This window comes from Acinetobacter sp. R933-2, assembly GCF_030325485.1.
In the GTDB taxonomy this organism is placed as follows: Bacteria; Pseudomonadota; Gammaproteobacteria; order Pseudomonadales; family Moraxellaceae; genus Acinetobacter; species Acinetobacter sichuanensis.
In genome coordinates this window covers 15,881-33,763 of record NZ_JACAIJ010000015.1, presented here as the reverse complement: position 1 = coordinate 33,763, position 17,883 = coordinate 15,881, and the positions used below count along the sequence as shown (strand labels likewise).

The window sequence follows — 17,883 nt, the reverse complement described above, 5'->3', positions numbered from 1 at the left end:
AATCGTCACTTTTTGCAAGTATGTGAAATATAAGACCCTGAATTTAGGGTCTTATGCGAGTTGTTTAAAAATAAAAAATTAGTCCATCAATAAATGTTGATATTCATCTGCTTGCGCTCTTAGAAAATCCCAGACCAATTTAATGCGTGGTTCATGTTGTAAATCGACTAAAGTCAACATCCAAAAAGTATGTACAAAGCGCACTTCGTCATGCAAAACTTGTTCAAGTTCAGGCTGATCATTGGCTAAAAATTTGGGCAATATTGCCAATCCTGCGCCTGCATTGACAGCAATTTGCTGTGCCAAAATGCTACTGCTTCTAAAGTTGGCAGTGAGCTGTAACGGTAGCCGTTCTAAACAATATAATTCTGGGCTGTAGACCAAATCATCAATATAATTAACAAAGCGATGCTGCTTTAAATCTTCAAGTTTATGAATGGGTTGGGTTTGTGAGAGATAGTCTTTACTGCCATAAATTTTTAAACAATAGTCGGTCAAACGGGTGATGATATAAGGTCCAGATTTAGGGCGATCAATCGAAATAACAATATCAGCTTCACGATGTGAGAGCTTAATCATTTTTGGTACAGGGATTAAATCAATGGTGAGTAAAGGATATTTTTTGGACAATTCTGCCAATAATTTAGCTAAAAATGCAGTGCCAAAACCTTCAGGTGTGCCAATACGCACACGACCTTGTAAAGGTTGATGTGGTTTTTCGATTTGTAAAAAAGCGTGTTCCATTTGTTCTACACGTGGCACAAGTGCTAAACCTTCTATAGTCAGTTCATAACCTGTTGCTTCACGTTTAAATAATGGCGTTCCTAAAGCCAGCTCCAAAGCCTGTATTCTTCGAGAAACAGTACTATGTTCAACACCAATCATGCGTGCTGCATTGGTCAGTGTTTTTGCACGTGCCAAGACTAAAAAATACTGTAAATGATCCCAATCCACTTTCATTGTTGCTGTTCTTCCATGTGCATTTTTGCACAGCAATCGTGCGTGAATTTCTATTGGTCGTCAAATTTTTCTTTGTTAGTCTCAAATGAAACAGCAATACAGAAAATAGACTGAGTTAAGTTTCAAGTTATTTTCAAACAATGAAACAACTTTCAAAAGACGAAACAACAAAAAATAGTACCTATGGAGAGGTTATGAACAGCATCACAAATATTCAGTCAACGACGGCTAAATTATTAATTAACGGACAGTTTGTAGAATCACAAACTTCGGATTGGCAAGACATTGTTAACCCTGCAACACAGGAAGTGTTAGGTCGTGTGCCGATGGCAACACTGGATGAAGTTGATGCTGCCATTGCTGCTGCTCAAGAGGCTTTTAAAACATGGCGTTTAACACCAATACAAGCACGTATGCGTATCATGTTGAAGTTACAGGACTTGATCCGTGACAACATGAAAGACATTGCAAAAGTATTAACGGCTGAACAAGGCAAAACCTTGGCAGATGCTGAAGGCGATATCCAACGTGGTTTAGAAGTCGTTGAGCATGCGTGTTCAATTGGTACGTTGCAAATGGGTGAATATGTCGAAGGTGTCGCACGTGGTGTAGACACGTATACGTTGCAGCAACCGCTTGGCGTGTGTGCAGGTATTACACCATTTAATTTTCCTGCGATGATTCCTTTGTGGATGTTCCCAATGGCGATTGTCTGCGGAAATACTTTTGTGTTGAAACCCTCTGAACAAGATCCATTATCGACCATGATGTTGGTTGAACTTGCTGTACAAGCGGGTGTACCTGCAGGTGTATTAAACGTTGTACACGGTGGTAAAGAAGTGGTTGATCGTTTATGTACCCATCAAGATATTAAAGCGATTTCTTTTGTCGGTTCAACGGCTGTCGGAACGCATGTATATAACCTTGCAGGACAGCATGGTAAACGTGTTCAGTCGATGATGGGTGCAAAAAACCATGTCGTGGTCATGCCTGATGCCAATAAAGAACAAACTTTAAATGCACTTGTCGGGGCGGCATTTGGTGCGGCAGGTCAACGTTGTATGGCGCTTTCTGTTGCAGTGATGGTCGGTGAAAGTAAAAACTGGGTAGATGAACTGGTCGAAAAAGCCAAAACTTTAAAAGTCAATGCAGGACATGAGCCGAATACCGACATTGGTCCAGTGATTTCTCCTCGTGCCAAAGCTCGTGTGATGGACTTAATCAATAGCGGTGTAGAGCAAGGTGCAGAGTTGTTACTTGATGGTCGTGATGTGCAGGTTGTGGGCTATGAAAATGGCAACTTTGTTGGTGCGACTATTTTCAATGATGTCAAAACAGATATGCGCATTTATAAAGAAGAAATCTTTGGTCCTGTGCTTGCCATTATCAATGTAGACACTTTAGATGAAGCAATCGAACTGATTAATGCCAATCCATTTGGTAATGGTGTGGGCTTATTTACCCAAAGTGGAGCAATTGCACGTACATTCCAAAACGAAATTGATATCGGTCAAGTCGGTATTAACATTCCAATTCCTGTACCTGTACCATTTTTTAGCTTCACAGGTTCGCGTGGTTCAAAACTTGGCGACTTAGGTCCTTATGGTAAGCAAGCGGTACAGTTCTATACCCAAACCAAAACCATTACTAGCCGTTGGTTTGAAGATACTCAAGAAAAAGGTGAAGTCAACACCACCATTAGCCTACGTTAAAACCTGCGTGTAAATACACAAAATTTAGGAGTTCAAGGATGAATATTGCTTTTATTGGTTTAGGGAATATGGGCGGTAAAATGGCTCAAAACCTCCTCAAAGCAGGTTTAACAGTGTACGGTTTTGACCTCAGTGAAGTGGCAATTCAGCACTTCACTGAAGCAGGTGGGATTGTGTGTGACAGTCCTCAGACTGCGGCACAACATGCTGATGTGGTGATCAGCATGTTACCTGCGGCAAAACATGTAAAAGAGGTCTATTTGGGTGAAAATGGTGTGTTGTCAGCACTTAAAGCAGGTAGCTTATGTATTGATAGCAGTACCATTGATCCACAAACGATCAAAGATATCGCAACCGTAGGTGCTGAAAAAGGCATAAAAATCTGTGATGCGCCTGTATCAGGCGGTACGATTGGTGCGCAAGCAGGTACATTGACCTTTATGGTCGGTAGCGATGATGCGGTATTTGAACAAGCGAAGACTGTTTTGCAACACATGGGTAAAAACATTGTGCATTGCGGTGATGTTGGTGCAGGGCAAATTGCTAAAATTTGTAATAATTTGATTTTAGGCATTTCAATGGCTGCGGTTGCTGAAGGAATGGCATTGGGTGCAAAACTCGGTATTGACCCACAAGCGCTTGCAGGCGTAGTCAACAGTTCAAGTGGTCGCTGTTGGAGTTCAGAAGTGTGTAATCCTTGGGCTGGTATTTCAGCCAATGCACCCGCAGGTCGTGGTTATACGGATGGTTTTGCCACGCAACTCATGCTGAAAGATTTAGGTCTAGCCATCGAAGCGGCAGGGCAAGTCAAACAACCGATTTTATTGGGCGGTTTGGTGCAACAAATGTATCAACAGTTGTGTTTGCAAGGTAATGCGCACTTAGATTTTTCAAGCATTATTCAGCAATATTTACCACCACAAGCTTAATAGTTGCATGCCAAAGGATGGCATAACGATAAATATTCACTCATGTCATGAATAAGAACAAATCTAGACGGAGCTTAAACGATGTTGAATTATCAAGATGTAGCGGCAGCATTTGATTTAAATCAAGCTGCTAAAGAAATGCTTTCGGGTTCATTAGATCAAGTTAATGCTTGCTATGAATGCTGTGACCGTCATGCAGAAGCCGATGCTCATAAAATTGCGTTATATTGGCAAGGAAAAGATGGACGCAAAGAACAATATACCTTTAGTCAACTAAAAACATGGTCAAGCCAATTTGCAAACTTTTTAAAATCGCAAGGTGTGCAAAAAGGTGATCGAGTTTCAGGTTTATTACCCCGAACACCTGAACTTTTAGTGGTGATTTTAGGGGCTTGGCGCATTGGGGCAGTGTATCAACCGTTATTTACCGCTTTTGGACCGAAGGCGATTGAGCATCGTGTGCAGTTAGCACAAAGTAAATTGGTGATTTCTGATGTAGGCAACCGTAGCAAATTGGATGAAATTGCCCATTGCCCACAAATCGTGACAGTTGCGGATCGTGACGGTCATGGTGTTGAACAAGGTGATTTAAACTTTTGGGATATGGTCAATGCGCAGTCTGATCAATGTGAATTGGTCATGCAAACGATCCAAGACCCATTTTTGCTGATGTTTACCTCAGGTACCACAGGTCCTGCAAAACCGCTAGAAGTACCATTAAAAGCTTTAATCGCTTTTGGCAACTATATGAAAGATGCCATTGGTTTAAAAGCAGATGATTCATTTTGGAATATTGCTGACCCTGGTTGGGCGTATGGTTTGTACTATGGCATCACAGGACCATTATTGTTAGGTCATGCAACTTTATTCTACGAAGGTGGTTTTAGTATCGACAGTTTGTGTCAGATTGTTGATGATTATCAAGTGACCAATTTGGCAGGTGCACCAACAGCCTACCGTATGATGATGGCGGCTGATCCTCAGCAAATGGCAAAACTCAAAGGTAAATTTCGTGTGGTGAGTAGCGCAGGTGAGCCATTAAATCCAGAAGTGTTTAGATGGTTTAAGCAAGTTCTAGATGCTCCTATTTTTGACCACTATGGGCAAACTGAAACAGGTATGGTGGTCTGTAATCATCATGCACTCAGTCATGATGTTCGAGCAGGTGTCGCAGGCTATGCAAGTCCGGGGTATCGGGTGGCGGTTGTAGATGAGCAAGGCAATGAACTACCAACAGATACGGCGGGAATCCTTGCAGTTGATATCGAACAATCCCCGATGATGTGGTTTGGTGGCTATAAAGAAAGCCGTAAATCACCATTTTTAAAGCATTATTATTTAACTGGCGATACCGCAGAATTACATGCAGATGGCAGTATGAGTTTTGTTGGACGTAGTGACGATGTCATTACAACGTCAGGCTATCGTATCGGTCCTTTTGATGTAGAAAGTGCTTTGCTTGAGCATGATGCGGTAATTGAAGCTGCTGTAGTGGGTGTGCCTGATCCTGAGCGAACTGAAATAGTGAAAGCTTTCGTGATTTTGGCAGACGGCAAAACAGCATGTGATGAACTCGCAGAGCAACTTGGACAATTTGTCAAAAAACGCTTATCTGCACATGCTTATCCGCGTCAAGTTGAGTTTGTTTTGGAGCTACCTAAAACCCCAAGCGGTAAAATTCAGCGCTTTTTATTACGCAATCAAGAGATTGCCAAACAAGCCGCAAAGCAAGCAGGTTAATGAATATAAGACTTTCATCGAGTATTCAGCATAAAAAATAATGTGTTAAAACTTGATGAAAGTTAAGGAATTTTTGTAAAGGAAAACAAGATGCAATTTACCGAAGAACAATTGTTAATTCAGGATATGGCGAGAAATTTCGCACAAGAGCAAATTAAGCCAAATGCAGCAGATTGGGATCGTCATGGTACATTCCCGAAAAATGCATTGTCACAAATGGGACAATTGGGCTTTTTAGGTATGTTGATCTCGGATGAATGGGGTGGCTCAGCAACTGGAAATTTAGCCTATGTTTTAGCGCTAGAAGAAATTGCCGCAGCAGATGGCGCAACCTCAACCATTATGAGCGTACACAATTCAGTTGGTTGTGTGCCGATTGCTAAGTTTGGTACAGATGAGCAAAAAGAAAAATACTTAAAACCTTTGGCACAAGGTGAAATGATCGGTGCTTTTGCCTTGACTGAACCACATACTGGATCAGATGCGGCTGCGATTAAAACTCGTGCTGTCAAAGATGGTGAGTATTGGATCATTAATGGTGCAAAACAGTTTATTACCTCAGGTCATAACGCGGGTGTGATTATTGTTTTTGCTGTGACAGATCCAAGTGCAGGAAAAAAAGGCATTAGTGCTTTTATCGTTCCGCGTGAAACAGCAGGTTATGAAGTCATTCGTACTGAAGAAAAATTGGGCTTACATGCATCTGATACTTGTCAAATTGCGCTGACTGATGTACGCATTCATGAAAGTTTGATGTTAGGCAAAGAAGGTGAAGGTTTAAAAATCGCCTTGTCAAATCTTGAAGGTGGACGTATCGGGATTGCAGCGCAAGCGGTAGGTTTGGCACGTGCCGCACTTGAAGAAGCAACGCAATACGCCAAAGACCGTATTACTTTTGGAAAACCTATTTTTGAGCATCAAGCTGTTGCATTTCGCTTAGCCAGTATGGCAACGGAAATCGAAGCAGCACGTCAGCTGGTACATCATGCAGCGCGCTTAAAAGAAGCAGGACAGCCATGTCTAAATGAAGCTTCGATGGCAAAGTTATTTTCTTCGGAAATGGTTGAACGTGTTTGCTCCGCAGCTTTGCAAATTCATGGTGGATATGGCTATCTCAAGGATTTTCCAATCGAGCGAATTTACCGTGATGCACGTATTTGTCAGATTTATGAAGGTACAAGCGACATTCAACGTTTAGTGATTGCACGTAGTTTATGATTTTAATCTGTTTAACGGTGTCTTATGTCAAAGGTTCTAATTGAGTAATTAGCCTTCGGCTCGACCTACTTTTCTTTCGGGAAAAGTAGGCAAAACCATTGTCATTCGCAAAACTCGGCATAAATTAGCAAATCGTTTATTTATCGCAGAAACATTAATTTTTTAATGAAGTCTTGCCTCAAACAATTGCGAATGACCTAGTCGCGTATCAAAATATTTGAATATTCTAAAGTTTAGTCTTAAAAAATCAAGGAATGAAAAATGCAGTTCGAAACGATTTTATTAGAAAAGAAAAATGGTGTAGGTTTAATCACGTTAAACCGTCCAAAAGCACTCAATGCGTTAAATACTGAACTGATCCGTGAAGTCAATTTAGCATTGGATGATTTAGAACAAGATCGTGAAATTGGATGTATCGTACTTGCAGGTTCAGAAAAAGCTTTTGCTGCGGGTGCAGATATTAAAGAAATGGCGAATCTCACATTCCCTAATATTTATTTTGATGATTTCTTTAATTTGGCTGATCGCATTGCACAACGTCGTAAGCCATTGATTGCTGCGGTGAGTGGCTATGCCTTAGGTGGTGGCTGTGAATTGGCATTGATGTGTGATTTTATTTACTGCGCAGATAATGCCAAGTTTGCCTTACCTGAAGTAACCTTAGGCGTTATTCCTGGAATTGGGGGGACACAACGTTTGACACTTGCTATTGGCAAAGCGAAAACTATGGAAATGTGCTTAACCGCACGTCAAATGGGTGCAGTAGAAGCAGAGCAAAGTGGTTTAGTGGCGCGTGTTTTTGCGAAAGAAGAATTATTGCAAGAAACTTTGCAAGCGGCTGAAAAAATTGCTGAAAAATCACTTGTAGCCACGATGATGATCAAAGAATCCATTAACCGCGCTTTTGAAGTCAGTTTGGCTGAAGGTTTACGTTTCGAACGCCGTACTTTCCATTCTATTTTCGCTACACTTGACCAAAAAGAAGGCATGCAAGCCTTTGTTGAAAAACGTCAAGCGCAGTTTAAAAATCAATAAGAGAATGCTGACATGAATACAGAAAATCACTTAATTATCGAACAACAAAGTGCATTGGGCATGATCACTTTGGATCGTGTACCGAGTTTAAATGCTTTATCTTTAGAGATGATCAATAGCATTCGCAGCCAAGTCGAAAACTGGCAAAATGAAGACAGCATCCAAGCGATTTTAATCAAGTCGAATAGTCCTAAAGCCTTTTGTGCAGGTGGTGATATTCGCTATCTTTATGATAGTTATAAAAATGGTACTGAAGACCATAAAGGTTATTTTAGTGCCGAATATGACATGCTAAATAGCATTCGAGCATCTAAAAAGCCTGTTGTCGTTTTACTTGATGGCTATGTTTTGGGTGGTGGTTTTGGTTTGGCTCAAGCATGTCATATTATTGTCAGCAGTGAAAAATCACGTTTTGCTATGCCTGAAACTGCAATTGGTTTTTTCCCTGATGTGGCTGCAACACACTTTTTATCTCGTTTAGATGATATAGGTGTTTATTTGGCAACGACGGGTGATCAAATCAGCAGTAGTGATGCTTTATATTTAGATTTGATTGATTACCATGTGCCAAGCGAGCAACTTGAAGCTTTACAACAGGCTTTGGTTCAAGCTGAACATTTAACGAAAGAAAGTATTGGTCAAATTATTGCGAAGTTTATTACCCATCCAACAGAGAGCGAATTAAGTTTATTGGCTGAAAATATTCGTAAGCATTTTGGTTTTGAAAGTCTAGCAGAAATTGAAAATAGTCTAGAAAATGAAAGTGATACAGAATATCAAGCATGGGCAAATAAAGTCCTAAGCACTTTGCAGCAACGTTCCTTAATTGCTAAACAAGCGAGTTTAAAGCTGCAACATCTTGGACGGAGTTTGTCTCTACAGCAGTGTATGCAAATCGAGCGTGATTTACAGGATATTTGGTTCGAACATGGCGACATCGTGGAAGGCGTTCGTGCTTTGATCGTCGATAAAGACAAACAGCCGAAATGGCAACAAAGTAATCCGACACTGGATAAAATTTTAGCTGAGTTGGGTTAATGTCTGTAAAACCGAGTTGATCTAACTCGGTTTTTTATTTTAAAAGTTATTTAAAATTTTTCTTGAAAGATGGAACAATAATCTGAATCCTGAGGACAAGCAATATGTGCTTTTCCACCTAAAATAAAAGGTTTATTGATTTTCCCATGTCCAAAATAAGGATAATAATACACAGAAATTTGACTTTTTTCGGCAAATTTTCGGATCACTTCTTTGTAAATTAAACGTTCACCATCATTGGTTTTACTAGGATAAAACTGCCCAAACACGATGGCTTTAGGGTGAAAATCTTTCTTAAATAAAATTTGATGTAATAAACGGTCAAGTTGTTTATAGGTTACGCTAATATCTTCAAGTAAAAGAATTTGATCTTGCCAACGACGTTCATATTTGGTTGAAAATAACGTTTGCACGAGCGTTAAATTTCCTCCTGTTAATATGCCCTGATCAAAGTGGTTTTTTGCTGCCTGATTTAACGGTAAAAGTCCTTGATAATGCACACCATTTTGTAAGGTCGAAAAAATTTCATTGACCACATCATTTTGATTTTCATCAGTATCATTTATATTTTTGCTGAATGCTGTCGTTTCAGTCGGAGGGACAAGAGGTGCATTGATAATTTTGCCTGTTGCGGCGGTGGTTCCATGAATACTTTTCCAACCCAATTCGTGATTAACAAAATAATGAATGGCTGTTACATCACTAAAGCCAATGAGAACTTTCGGTGTGCTTTTTTTGATCTGGTTAATTTCTGCATGTAATTCAGGTAATAAATTTAAAGCGCCTGAACCACCACGTACAAACCAAAGATATTTCACGTGATCATTTTTTAAAGCAGCAATGAGATTTTTAGCGCGTTCATGGTCAGTATTTACATAACCAAAGTCTGAAAGCTGTTGTTTTAAATATTGTGTATTTACACTAAAGCCTTTATTTTCAAAAGCCTGAACAATTTTTGGGATATAAGTTTCATCATAAGCAGAGGAGCTTGAAATCAGATAAATAGTTTCTTTAGCAGCATGAGCAAGAGAAAAATAGAATGAAATTGACAATATTAATAATAATTTCAAACTTTTCATCATGACTAAAAAACTCAATTTTTAAAATAAAACGAAGATTGTATGCAAATTATTGACGTCTAAGGTATTAAATTTGCATAAACTAAACAATTTCATTTACTTGAGTATATGTCTTTAAAATTTAAACCACTTTAAAAGTGTTTAATTGACACGTAACCATGTTTGCGAACGTCCTAATGCTGAAACCCCAATAAAACCACGACCTTTGAGAATTTGACCATTTTCTGAAAGATGTGCATTAAATTTATAGGTTTTTCCTGTTTGTGGGTCGGTAATACTTCCTCCTGTATATTTATGATGACTTGTACTTTTTAAATTTGAGATAATATTTACACCAATAAGTGGTTGATTTTGATATTTTCCAAGACATTTTGTACAGCTTTGGGCTTGTGTGGGATCAAAAACTTTTTGGATTGAAGCCGATAAAGTACCATTATTATTTTCTTTAAACTTGACAATGGACATGGTTTTTTGGGTTTTATCATCAATCGTTTTCCATGATGTATCAGCCAATGGGTCACGGGCGTAGCTCTGCATACACAGCATAAAAAGAGCAATAGAGCCTAAAATTTTCTGCATATTTACCTCTAAAATGTTGGAATAAGACTAAAGTACAATATTTTAATGAGTGAATATCAATATTTCATATTTTTATGAAAGTTTTGTATGGATCAATGATGTGCTGTGTTGTTTTTATTGATTTTAAATGTTGATTTTTTTAATTATTTTTAATTCATAATGATTTTAAAAGATTTTTTAAGTTTATGTTTTATAGGTTTTATATTCAATATTTTTGTGTGTGTAAAATATGCCCATGATTGGTTTTAAAATAGACATTCTGTTATTTGAAATTTTATATTGATTAATTTAAATAAATAATTACTAAAATAAAAAATGTATGAATAAAAACATAGATTTAATTTATTTATCATTTATGTCAGTTGTAGAGGCTATAAATATGCAATGCTGTACGAAAGAATATTTTTTTAAAGTTTAATTTAAGTTATTATTCTCTTGAGAGTAAATATAAGAGAAATGATTTACTCAATTGCTGAAAGTCAAGGGAATGCACGCATGGAGCTTAGACATTTAAAATATTTTGTTGCTGTTGTAGAGGAACAAAGTTTTACTAAGGCGGCAGAAAAGCTATTTATTGCTCAACCTCCTTTAAGTCGTCAAATCCAAAATTTAGAAAGTGAACTTGGAGTTCAACTTTTTGAAAGAGGTAGTCGTCCTTTGGTGACCACTGAAGCAGGTGGTTTTTTTTATAATCACGCACTTCAGTTATTAAGTCAGGCTGAAGAATTAAAATCGATGACCAAAAAAATAGGCGTGATTGATCGAACCATTACTTTAAGTTTTGTCGGATCATTATTATTTGGTTATTTATCTAAAGTTATTTTTTTATTTAAACAAAGAAATGCTCATTTAAAAATAGAATTAGTCGAATTATCTTCTATGGATCAAATTCAGGCGTTAAAAATGAAACGTATTGATATTGGTTTTGGTCGAGTGGATATTTCAGACCCAGAAGTTAAAAGAACAAAATTAAGAGATGAACGATTAGTTCTTGCAGTTCATGCAGGTCATCCTTTGGCATTACAAGAGGGTGTATTTTTAAAAGAATTGGTGAAAGAGGAATTATTATTTTATCCTAAAAATGATCAACCTAATTTTTCACATCATATTCAAGCATTATTTGCTGAACAAAATTTAAAACCTGAAAAAGTACGTTATGTACGTGAGTTAGCATTAGCATGTGGTTTTGCCGCAGCAGGAGATGGAATGGTTATTGTACCTGCAAGCGCACAAAACATTCATTTGACTAACTTGAAGTTTGTACCTATTTTGGATCAAAGTGCGATCAGTAATGTTATGGTTTCTATCCGTAATACAGGATGTACAGAGGATATTCAGTCTTTCTTTGATTGTGTTTATCAAGTTTATGATTTAGAAGGTGTTTCTTATCATAAGTATGAGTTTTAAAGGCTAAAATACAATTTTAAAGGTTGGAAAATAAGTGAAGTGTTTAAGCGTCATGATATTGGAAAATTATACTTTTTTGGTATAACTTTATGTCATAAAATCTATTAACTTTTATTATATTTTCAGCTTTAATAAAGTAGACTATTTTTATCAGGAATTTTATTTTAAATTATAAGTTATTCGCCAAAATGATGTGGAAATTGTTCATATTAAAAGGAAATTTTAAAACGGACAATTTTGGAATAAAACACCTCAGCGAGGTACAAGGAAGATGCAATCATTTAGCCAACACTCAGATTTAAAACATAATACAAAACAAGCTGATTTTGCTCAAAATTTGATGTCGAGTATTTGTGGTGATCATCGTTTAGAAACCACATATCGTGATACTTTAGATTTTCAGTATGACGGCTTACGTTTACCCAAAAAACATATGACCATTGGCTGTATTCAATATGGTGCAAATGTTGCTATCAATATTTCGCAGCTTAAAGCCTATAGTATTAGTTTACCTTTGCATGGTAAACAATCATTAAATATTCGAGGTGAACATTATCAGTCTGACCAAAGCAGTGGTTTAATTGTTTCAAATAATGATTTTCAAGATTTATTTATTGATAAAGACTGTAAAAAATTACAAGTGGTCATTCCCGAAAAAAGTATGCAATTGGTGTTATCGGATTTACTGAACCAACCCATCCGCGACAGTATTGTTTTTAATCCAACGATGAATTTAGCATTAGATCAAATGATTGCTGCTTGGTGGTCAAATATTCAAAATTTTATGTTGGTTAAGGCACAATATACAGGTTTTTATGGTTTACAAATGTTTTCTGAAGATTATGAAAATTTCTTGATTAAGGCATTATTACTTTCCCAAGAAAATAATTTTTCCGCAGCTTTACGAGAGGGTTCATGTCAAGATATTCCATTATTTATTAGAAATGTAAAACAATTTATGATGGATCATGCACATGAAATGATTACTGTAGAAATGATTTTACACGTTGCTGGCGTCTCAAAAAGTAAACTTTATGAACAATTTCAATATTATTATGGCATGAGCCCTTTGGCTTTTTTAAAAAAATATCGTTTACAGAAAGTTTATAAAACTTTAAGTAGCCGTAAGCAGCAAGAGATTTCAATTTCAAAAGTGGCTTATGATTGGGGGTTTAGTCATTTAAGTCGTTTTTCACAAGAATATCGGGAAGAATTTGGTGAAAATCCAAGTGAGACCAAAGCCAAATTTCAATAATTTTGATATTTAATTTTACATAGAAAAATAAATTAAGCGCCTAAGATTCAGTCATAGGCGCTTAATATTTAAGCCAATTCTTGCGATTTAATCTGCTGTTTGCTTTTTGATTTTTCAACCATAACTTTTAGACTTAAAGCGATAAAAGAAATGAGTGTTGGAATGGCTAAAACATAGAAAATTCCACTTAAACTCAATTCAAATGTAAAAATCAATGAGCCAAAAAATGCCCCTAAAATTGCGCCAACTCGTCCAATACCATGCATCCAAGACACACCAACTGCACGACAAGTAGAAGGGTAGAACATTGCTGAAAGTGGCAGTAAAGAAGACTGTGCACCCGCAAGTAAAGCTCCAATCATAAAAATACTAATGCCAAAAAGTAAAATATTTGAGCTAACAAAACCCGTTAAAATAAACAATAAAAAGGCAATAAAATATGAATACTTAATGACATTGGTTGGGTTAGTTCTATCCATATAATAACCCATGACTGTCGCACCGATCACGCCACCAAATGGGAAAATTGCTGCAATTAAGCTAAATTGTTGTGTCGTAAAACCTGCAGTTTTAAGAATGGTCGGCATCCAACTGGTTAACAGATAGAACACCAATAAACTCATAAAGCAGCAAAGCCATAGCATACTTGAGCCCCAGAGATATTTCCCTAAAACTTGTTTTACAGGGCTTTCATCGCTCAGGTTATTTTCTGTTGTCGCAAGTTTAAATTGTACATTTTCAGAAAATGCCTGACCTTGTATTTTTTCTAAAATATGGCGTGCTTGCTGATGCTGATTTTTCTTCACTAAATATTGAGTAGACTCGGGTAGTTTTAGCATTAAAATTACCGCTAAAAGTACAGGAATAACACCACCAATAATGATAACTTTTGCCCAACCTAAATTTTCTAAAAGAAAAGCTGAAAGCACACCACCACAAGAAATACCCAACATAAAACCGCAGCCTGCAAGACCTGTTAAAAAGGCTTTACGTTTGTTCGGCATATATTCAGAGACGATAGTACTAATGTTTGGCATTGCTGCGCCTAAACCAATACCTGTAATAAAGCGATAAATCGTTAAATCTTGAGTAGATGTTGCGAAACCACATAGAACAGTAAAAATAGCAAAAATTAATGTGGTCGTTACAATGACTTTTTTACGTCCAAATTTATCCGCAAGTGGACCTGAAACAATTGCGCCGATGGACATCCCGACCAATGCTGCACTGAGTACAGGCGCAAGTTGTGGTTTAGTAATTCCCCAGTCGTCAAGTAAAGAGGGTGCAACAAAGCCAATGATTCCTGTGTCTAATCCATCACAGAAAAAGACTAAAAAACCAAGTAAAAAGACCAGCCATTGTAATGGTGAAAGTTTGTCACGATCTATGACACGATTAATATCGATTGTTTGCATAATTATTCCCTTAATGATTGAAAATCGATTGTGTTACCTTGCAAGAGTGTCTGTTAAATATTTTTAACCCTTTAAAATGATTGTATTTAATCCAAATTATTCATTTATTTTTTAGCAAGTTGTGTGATGGTTGAAAATATTTTTAGTGAACTTTCCATTGATTTTTCTAGGAAAGTATAGGGTTGGTACCGATGACACAATTAAAAAATAATGAGTGTTGAAATCAGGGTTTAGGATTTAACACACAAGGCTTTCGAGAAAATAAGCATTGAAAATGTACATGTTATTTATCTTGTGAAATGTCGCTTTTCATTGCAAATACTTGTCCGTATTGCTCAAATTGTTCAATACATTTTAGAAATATTTTCTTTTAAACCTTGTGTTATGTTTGGTTTATGCCTTAACCGTATTACTTGATAAGAACTTTTCACTGTAAATTTTAAAATTACTCAATGATTCAGTATCTAACCAAGTTTTGACGGCTTCAATCATGGGCGGTGGACCACATAAATACATATCAAATGCTTGTTCTGCAAGTTGAGATTTATTTAAATGTTCATGAATAAATCCAGTTTTTCCAGACCATGTTTCTGTTGCTTGGGTCACGATTGGATGATAACTAAAGTTGTTTATTTTATGAGAATAGTCATGTAAACGTTGCTGTTCACATAAATCTACTTCTTTATTTACCCCATAAAAAAGTTCAATTTTAGGCGGGTTTTTTTGTTCAGCGAGATGATCTAACATACCTAAAAATGCGGAAAGACCCGTCCCACCTGCAATAAACACCAAAGGCTTTTCAACTTCACGTAAATAGAAACTGCCCAATGGTGCTTCCATGACAATACTTTGACCAACTTGACAGCGTTCACGTAAATAATTACTCATGACACCGTCAGGCAATAAGCGAATTAAAAATTGCAGTTGGTTCGTGGCATTAGGACGATTTGCAAATGAATATGAACGCCACTCATCTGTATCAGGAATTTGTAAACGTGCGTATTGACCTGCTAAATATTGCAATTGCTCAGAATAATGACTGGCATCAACATGTAAAATAGCGGTCGTTTCTGAAACTAACTCAACATGTTTGACGATGGTGTTAATTTTTAAGGTATCGCCTGTATTACAAATACTTGAATCATGATCGAAGAAAAAAGCAGCATCCGATTGTACTCGTGTTTGGCAAGCTAACATTTTACGTTCAGCTAAATCACGTGGACTGAGTGCTTCTTCATCGACATATTCTTGCTCATAAATGCCTGTTTCACATTGCCCTTGACAGGTTCCACAAACACCTTCACGGCAGTCTAAAGGCAAGTTTATGCCCTGACGAATTGCTGCATCAAGCAACAATTCATCATTATTTACTGCGATAAAAAAGGTTTTACCATCTGCAAAATTCAGCGCCACAGAATGTCCCATTTTAGACTCCTTAAACGTGATAGAAGTCTAAAACTGAATCAATTTTGTCATTCAGTAAGATCGTATGCTGTTTACGAATACGGAAACTGTTTTCTGTTTTACGTAAAGTATAGGTCGCATGACCATAGAAGCAGCCCTCTAAGCCTTGGCGGTTATAAAGCGTTTGCCAAACGACTTTTGCTTCAACTAAACCATCTGCAAGTTCTTTGACACGAACATTACTAATAAAATGTGCTGTACGTGGTAAAGGTGTTGCTGAAGCAGCTTTTCCTGTTTCAATACGAAACACGCGATCTTCTAAGCCTGTGCGGTCTTCATAGTAAATATAAGACATGCCTTGATTTGGGTCAGTGACATAATGATGATCATCAATCCATTGTGGAATATGATAAACGCTATCTTCATCATACAGTTCTAAATATTCATTCCATTGAAAATTATCACAATATTCTGACTTTTGGTTTAAAAATTGAGTCACTGCAAACGTTAATTCCATGTTCATGATTAAACCTCCGCTGTTTCATTTTGGAATGTAATATCGTGCATTTTCAGTGCGTCTTTCTTTAAACCATTAAGGAGTAATTGTCTCCAATGTCCGTGTTGGTTGACATATAAACCTTCATGGGTAATTTCACGCCCTGTGATGACAGGTTGAATACCTAAAATTTCTGCATTTTTACTAGAACCATAATTCCAGTTATGATGACCACGTGAAATGTCACTCCAACGCTCTAAACGTGCTTGGAAGCCTTTTTGTTGTTCTCTAAATTCAACCAAATCGTCTGGTGTACCTAAGCCTGATACATTAAAGAAATCTTCAAACTGGCGAATACGGTTGCGACGTGCTTGTGCAGACTCGCCCTTGACTCCGATACATTGGCTAATCACTTCAGTTTTATTCCAAGCCACAGGACGCACAATACGTAATTGTGAACTGATTTGATCCATAAAGAACAGGCTTGGATATAAATTTAAGTTACGTAAACGGTGCATTGCCCATTTCGCACGATCTTCACCAAACTTTTCAACCAATTGTGGCATGACAACGTCATAACCTGGACGGACTGTTGGGTTAGGCATATCACTAAATAATACGCTGTGACCATTTTTAAAGCTAAACCAACCATCATCAGTGTCGCCATCACCTGCGCCAAGTTTACTGTAGTCCAAGGTATCTAAATCCTGACCATTGGCTGCATTAACTTGTTGGCGATGTTGCACAGTAGAAACATAATTATAATGAACTGTACTTACATGGTAGCCATCTAAACCATTTTCATCTTGTAACTTCCAGTTCCCTGCAAATGTATAGGCTGATTTTCCTTGTAGAACTTCCAGCTCACCTGTAGGAGATTGGTCAACCATTAAGTCTAAAAATACTTTTGCATCACCTAGAAAATCTTCTAGTGTATCTGTTGCTTGTGTATCTAAACTCACAAAAACGAAACCACGATAGCTTGCAATACGTCCTTGTTTTAAACCACGTGCAGATTTATCAAAGTCTTCACAATATTCGCTTGGACCTTTCACTTTGAGTAAACGACCATCCGATTTATAACACCATGCATGGAATGGGCAAGTGAATGTTGATTTATTACCTTTTGCAACACGCGTCAATGTTGCACCACGATGTTGGCAAGCATTAACAAGGGCGTGTAATTGTCCATTGCCATCACGGTTAATAATCATCGGTTGACGACCAATTTGCACCGTTAAAAAGTCGTTATTATTTGCAATTTCGCTTTCATGACAAGCATAGATCCATACTTTTTCAAAGATATGTTCCATTTCCAAGTCAAATAATTCTGCTTCGGTAAACATTTCACGTGCAATACGATATACACCATCTTCAGGACGGAAATCTAAACAATTATTGATAAAGTCTTGCCACTCGGCTGTGCTACGTGTTTCCATTCTGCTTTTCTCCATATTTAAACATCTCTAAGGTGATTGAAACCCGAAAGAGAAATTCGCTCTATCCACTTTTTCCGTTTCTTTATCCTATAAGTGCATTTTGTTTTAAAATTGAAAAAAATAACGTGATTGGAAAATCGCAATAAGATGCTGCTGCAATCTAAATGTGAAAAAATG

The 17,883-nt window shown here is 37.2% G+C and carries 15 protein-coding genes; 8 read left to right on the top strand and 7 right to left on the bottom strand.

What is annotated here, in order from left to right:
* Positions 1-78: 78 nt before the first annotated feature.
* The gene (locus HX005_RS15810; protein WP_286378093.1) at positions 79-960 is read right to left on the bottom strand and encodes a LysR family transcriptional regulator; all 882 of its coding nucleotides are present in this window, start codon (positions 958-960) and stop codon (positions 79-81) included.
* Positions 961-1,154: 194 nt separating this feature from the next.
* On the opposite strand from HX005_RS15810, the gene HX005_RS15805 reads away from it, so the two are divergent.
* From HX005_RS15805 to HX005_RS15780, 6 genes are all read left to right on the top strand, one after another.
* A complete protein-coding gene (locus HX005_RS15805) occupies positions 1,155-2,672 on the top strand; it encodes a CoA-acylating methylmalonate-semialdehyde dehydrogenase (RefSeq protein WP_286378092.1) in 1,518 nt (505 codons plus the stop codon).
* 38 nt (positions 2,673-2,710) lie between these two features.
* Positions 2,711-3,601, top strand: coding sequence for a 3-hydroxyisobutyrate dehydrogenase (mmsB, locus tag HX005_RS15800; protein WP_286378091.1), 891 nt, complete (start codon positions 2,711-2,713; stop codon positions 3,599-3,601).
* A gap of 81 nt (positions 3,602-3,682) precedes the next feature.
* Complete coding sequence (locus tag HX005_RS15795) at positions 3,683-5,341, top strand: AMP-binding protein (RefSeq protein ID WP_286378090.1); 1,659 nt, start codon at positions 3,683-3,685, stop codon at positions 5,339-5,341.
* Between the two features lie 90 nt (positions 5,342-5,431).
* Positions 5,432-6,559 (top strand): acyl-CoA dehydrogenase family protein, encoded by a 1,128-nt coding sequence (locus tag HX005_RS15790; protein WP_286378089.1) that lies wholly within the window; start codon positions 5,432-5,434, stop codon positions 6,557-6,559.
* Positions 6,560-6,820: 261 nt separating this feature from the next.
* On the top strand, positions 6,821-7,594 hold the full coding sequence (locus HX005_RS15785) for an enoyl-CoA hydratase (protein WP_286378088.1): 774 nt from the start codon (positions 6,821-6,823) through the stop codon (positions 7,592-7,594).
* 12 nt (positions 7,595-7,606) lie between these two features.
* Positions 7,607-8,632, top strand: coding sequence for an enoyl-CoA hydratase/isomerase family protein (locus HX005_RS15780; protein ID WP_286378087.1), 1,026 nt, complete (start codon positions 7,607-7,609; stop codon positions 8,630-8,632).
* Positions 8,633-8,682: 50 nt separating this feature from the next.
* Here HX005_RS15780 and HX005_RS15775 read toward each other — a convergent pair whose 3' ends face one another.
* Both HX005_RS15775 and HX005_RS15770 read right to left on the bottom strand, forming a co-directional pair.
* Positions 8,683-9,714, bottom strand: a complete 1,032-nt coding sequence (locus HX005_RS15775; RefSeq protein ID WP_286378086.1) for an LD-carboxypeptidase — start codon at positions 9,712-9,714, stop codon at positions 8,683-8,685.
* 138 nt (positions 9,715-9,852) lie between these two features.
* A complete protein-coding gene (locus tag HX005_RS15770) occupies positions 9,853-10,290 on the bottom strand; it encodes a DUF2147 domain-containing protein (protein WP_286378085.1) in 438 nt (145 codons plus the stop codon).
* Positions 10,291-10,785: 495 nt separating this feature from the next.
* On the opposite strand from HX005_RS15770, the gene HX005_RS15765 reads away from it, so the two are divergent.
* Together HX005_RS15765 and HX005_RS15760 are read left to right on the top strand one after the other, a co-directional pair.
* On the top strand, positions 10,786-11,697 hold the full coding sequence (locus tag HX005_RS15765) for a LysR family transcriptional regulator (protein ID WP_107008834.1): 912 nt from the start codon (positions 10,786-10,788) through the stop codon (positions 11,695-11,697).
* 271 nt (positions 11,698-11,968) lie between these two features.
* Positions 11,969-12,952 (top strand): AraC family transcriptional regulator, encoded by a 984-nt coding sequence (locus tag HX005_RS15760; protein WP_286378084.1) that lies wholly within the window; start codon positions 11,969-11,971, stop codon positions 12,950-12,952.
* A gap of 68 nt (positions 12,953-13,020) precedes the next feature.
* Here HX005_RS15760 and HX005_RS15755 read toward each other — a convergent pair whose 3' ends face one another.
* The 4 genes from HX005_RS15755 to antA all read right to left on the bottom strand — a co-directional run bounded on the left by HX005_RS15755 (position 13,021) and on the right by antA (position 17,706).
* Positions 13,021-14,367, bottom strand: a complete 1,347-nt coding sequence (locus tag HX005_RS15755; protein ID WP_286378083.1) for an MFS transporter — start codon at positions 14,365-14,367, stop codon at positions 13,021-13,023.
* A gap of 393 nt (positions 14,368-14,760) precedes the next feature.
* The gene (gene antC / locus HX005_RS15750) at positions 14,761-15,792 is read right to left on the bottom strand and encodes an anthranilate 1,2-dioxygenase electron transfer component AntC (protein ID WP_107008791.1); all 1,032 of its coding nucleotides are present in this window, start codon (positions 15,790-15,792) and stop codon (positions 14,761-14,763) included.
* Positions 15,793-15,802: 10 nt separating this feature from the next.
* A complete protein-coding gene (gene antB, locus HX005_RS15745) occupies positions 15,803-16,294 on the bottom strand; it encodes an anthranilate 1,2-dioxygenase small subunit (RefSeq protein ID WP_107008790.1) in 492 nt (163 codons plus the stop codon).
* A 2-nt stretch (positions 16,295-16,296) separates the two neighbouring features.
* Entirely contained in the window at positions 16,297-17,706 is a 1,410-nt protein-coding gene (gene antA / locus HX005_RS15740) for an anthranilate 1,2-dioxygenase large subunit (RefSeq protein WP_107008789.1), read from the bottom strand.
* Positions 17,707-17,883 lie beyond the last annotated feature (177 nt).

Coding starts and splice junctions, on each gene's coding strand:
- HX005_RS15805 (WP_286378092.1), top strand. CDS start 1,155: ATGAACAGCATCACAAATATTCAGTCAACGACGGCTAAATTATTAATT.
- HX005_RS15765 (WP_107008834.1), top strand. CDS start 10,786: ATGGAGCTTAGACATTTAAAATATTTTGTTGCTGTTGTAGAGGAACAA.
- HX005_RS15790 (WP_286378089.1), top strand. CDS start 5,432: ATGCAATTTACCGAAGAACAATTGTTAATTCAGGATATGGCGAGAAAT.
- HX005_RS15755 (WP_286378083.1), bottom strand. CDS start 14,367: ATGCAAACAATCGATATTAATCGTGTCATAGATCGTGACAAACTTTCA.
- antC (WP_107008791.1), bottom strand. CDS start 15,792: ATGGGACATTCTGTGGCGCTGAATTTTGCAGATGGTAAAACCTTTTTT.
- HX005_RS15795 (WP_286378090.1), top strand. CDS start 3,683: ATGTTGAATTATCAAGATGTAGCGGCAGCATTTGATTTAAATCAAGCT.
- HX005_RS15785 (WP_286378088.1), top strand. CDS start 6,821: ATGCAGTTCGAAACGATTTTATTAGAAAAGAAAAATGGTGTAGGTTTA.
- HX005_RS15760 (WP_286378084.1), top strand. CDS start 11,969: ATGCAATCATTTAGCCAACACTCAGATTTAAAACATAATACAAAACAA.
- mmsB (WP_286378091.1), top strand. CDS start 2,711: ATGAATATTGCTTTTATTGGTTTAGGGAATATGGGCGGTAAAATGGCT.
- antB (WP_107008790.1), bottom strand. CDS start 16,294: ATGAACATGGAATTAACGTTTGCAGTGACTCAATTTTTAAACCAAAAG.
- HX005_RS15780 (WP_286378087.1), top strand. CDS start 7,607: ATGAATACAGAAAATCACTTAATTATCGAACAACAAAGTGCATTGGGC.
- HX005_RS15810 (WP_286378093.1), bottom strand. CDS start 960: ATGAAAGTGGATTGGGATCATTTACAGTATTTTTTAGTCTTGGCACGT.
- antA (WP_107008789.1), bottom strand. CDS start 17,706: ATGGAAACACGTAGCACAGCCGAGTGGCAAGACTTTATCAATAATTGT.
- HX005_RS15770 (WP_286378085.1), bottom strand. CDS start 10,290: ATGCAGAAAATTTTAGGCTCTATTGCTCTTTTTATGCTGTGTATGCAG.
- HX005_RS15775 (WP_286378086.1), bottom strand. CDS start 9,714: ATGATGAAAAGTTTGAAATTATTATTAATATTGTCAATTTCATTCTAT.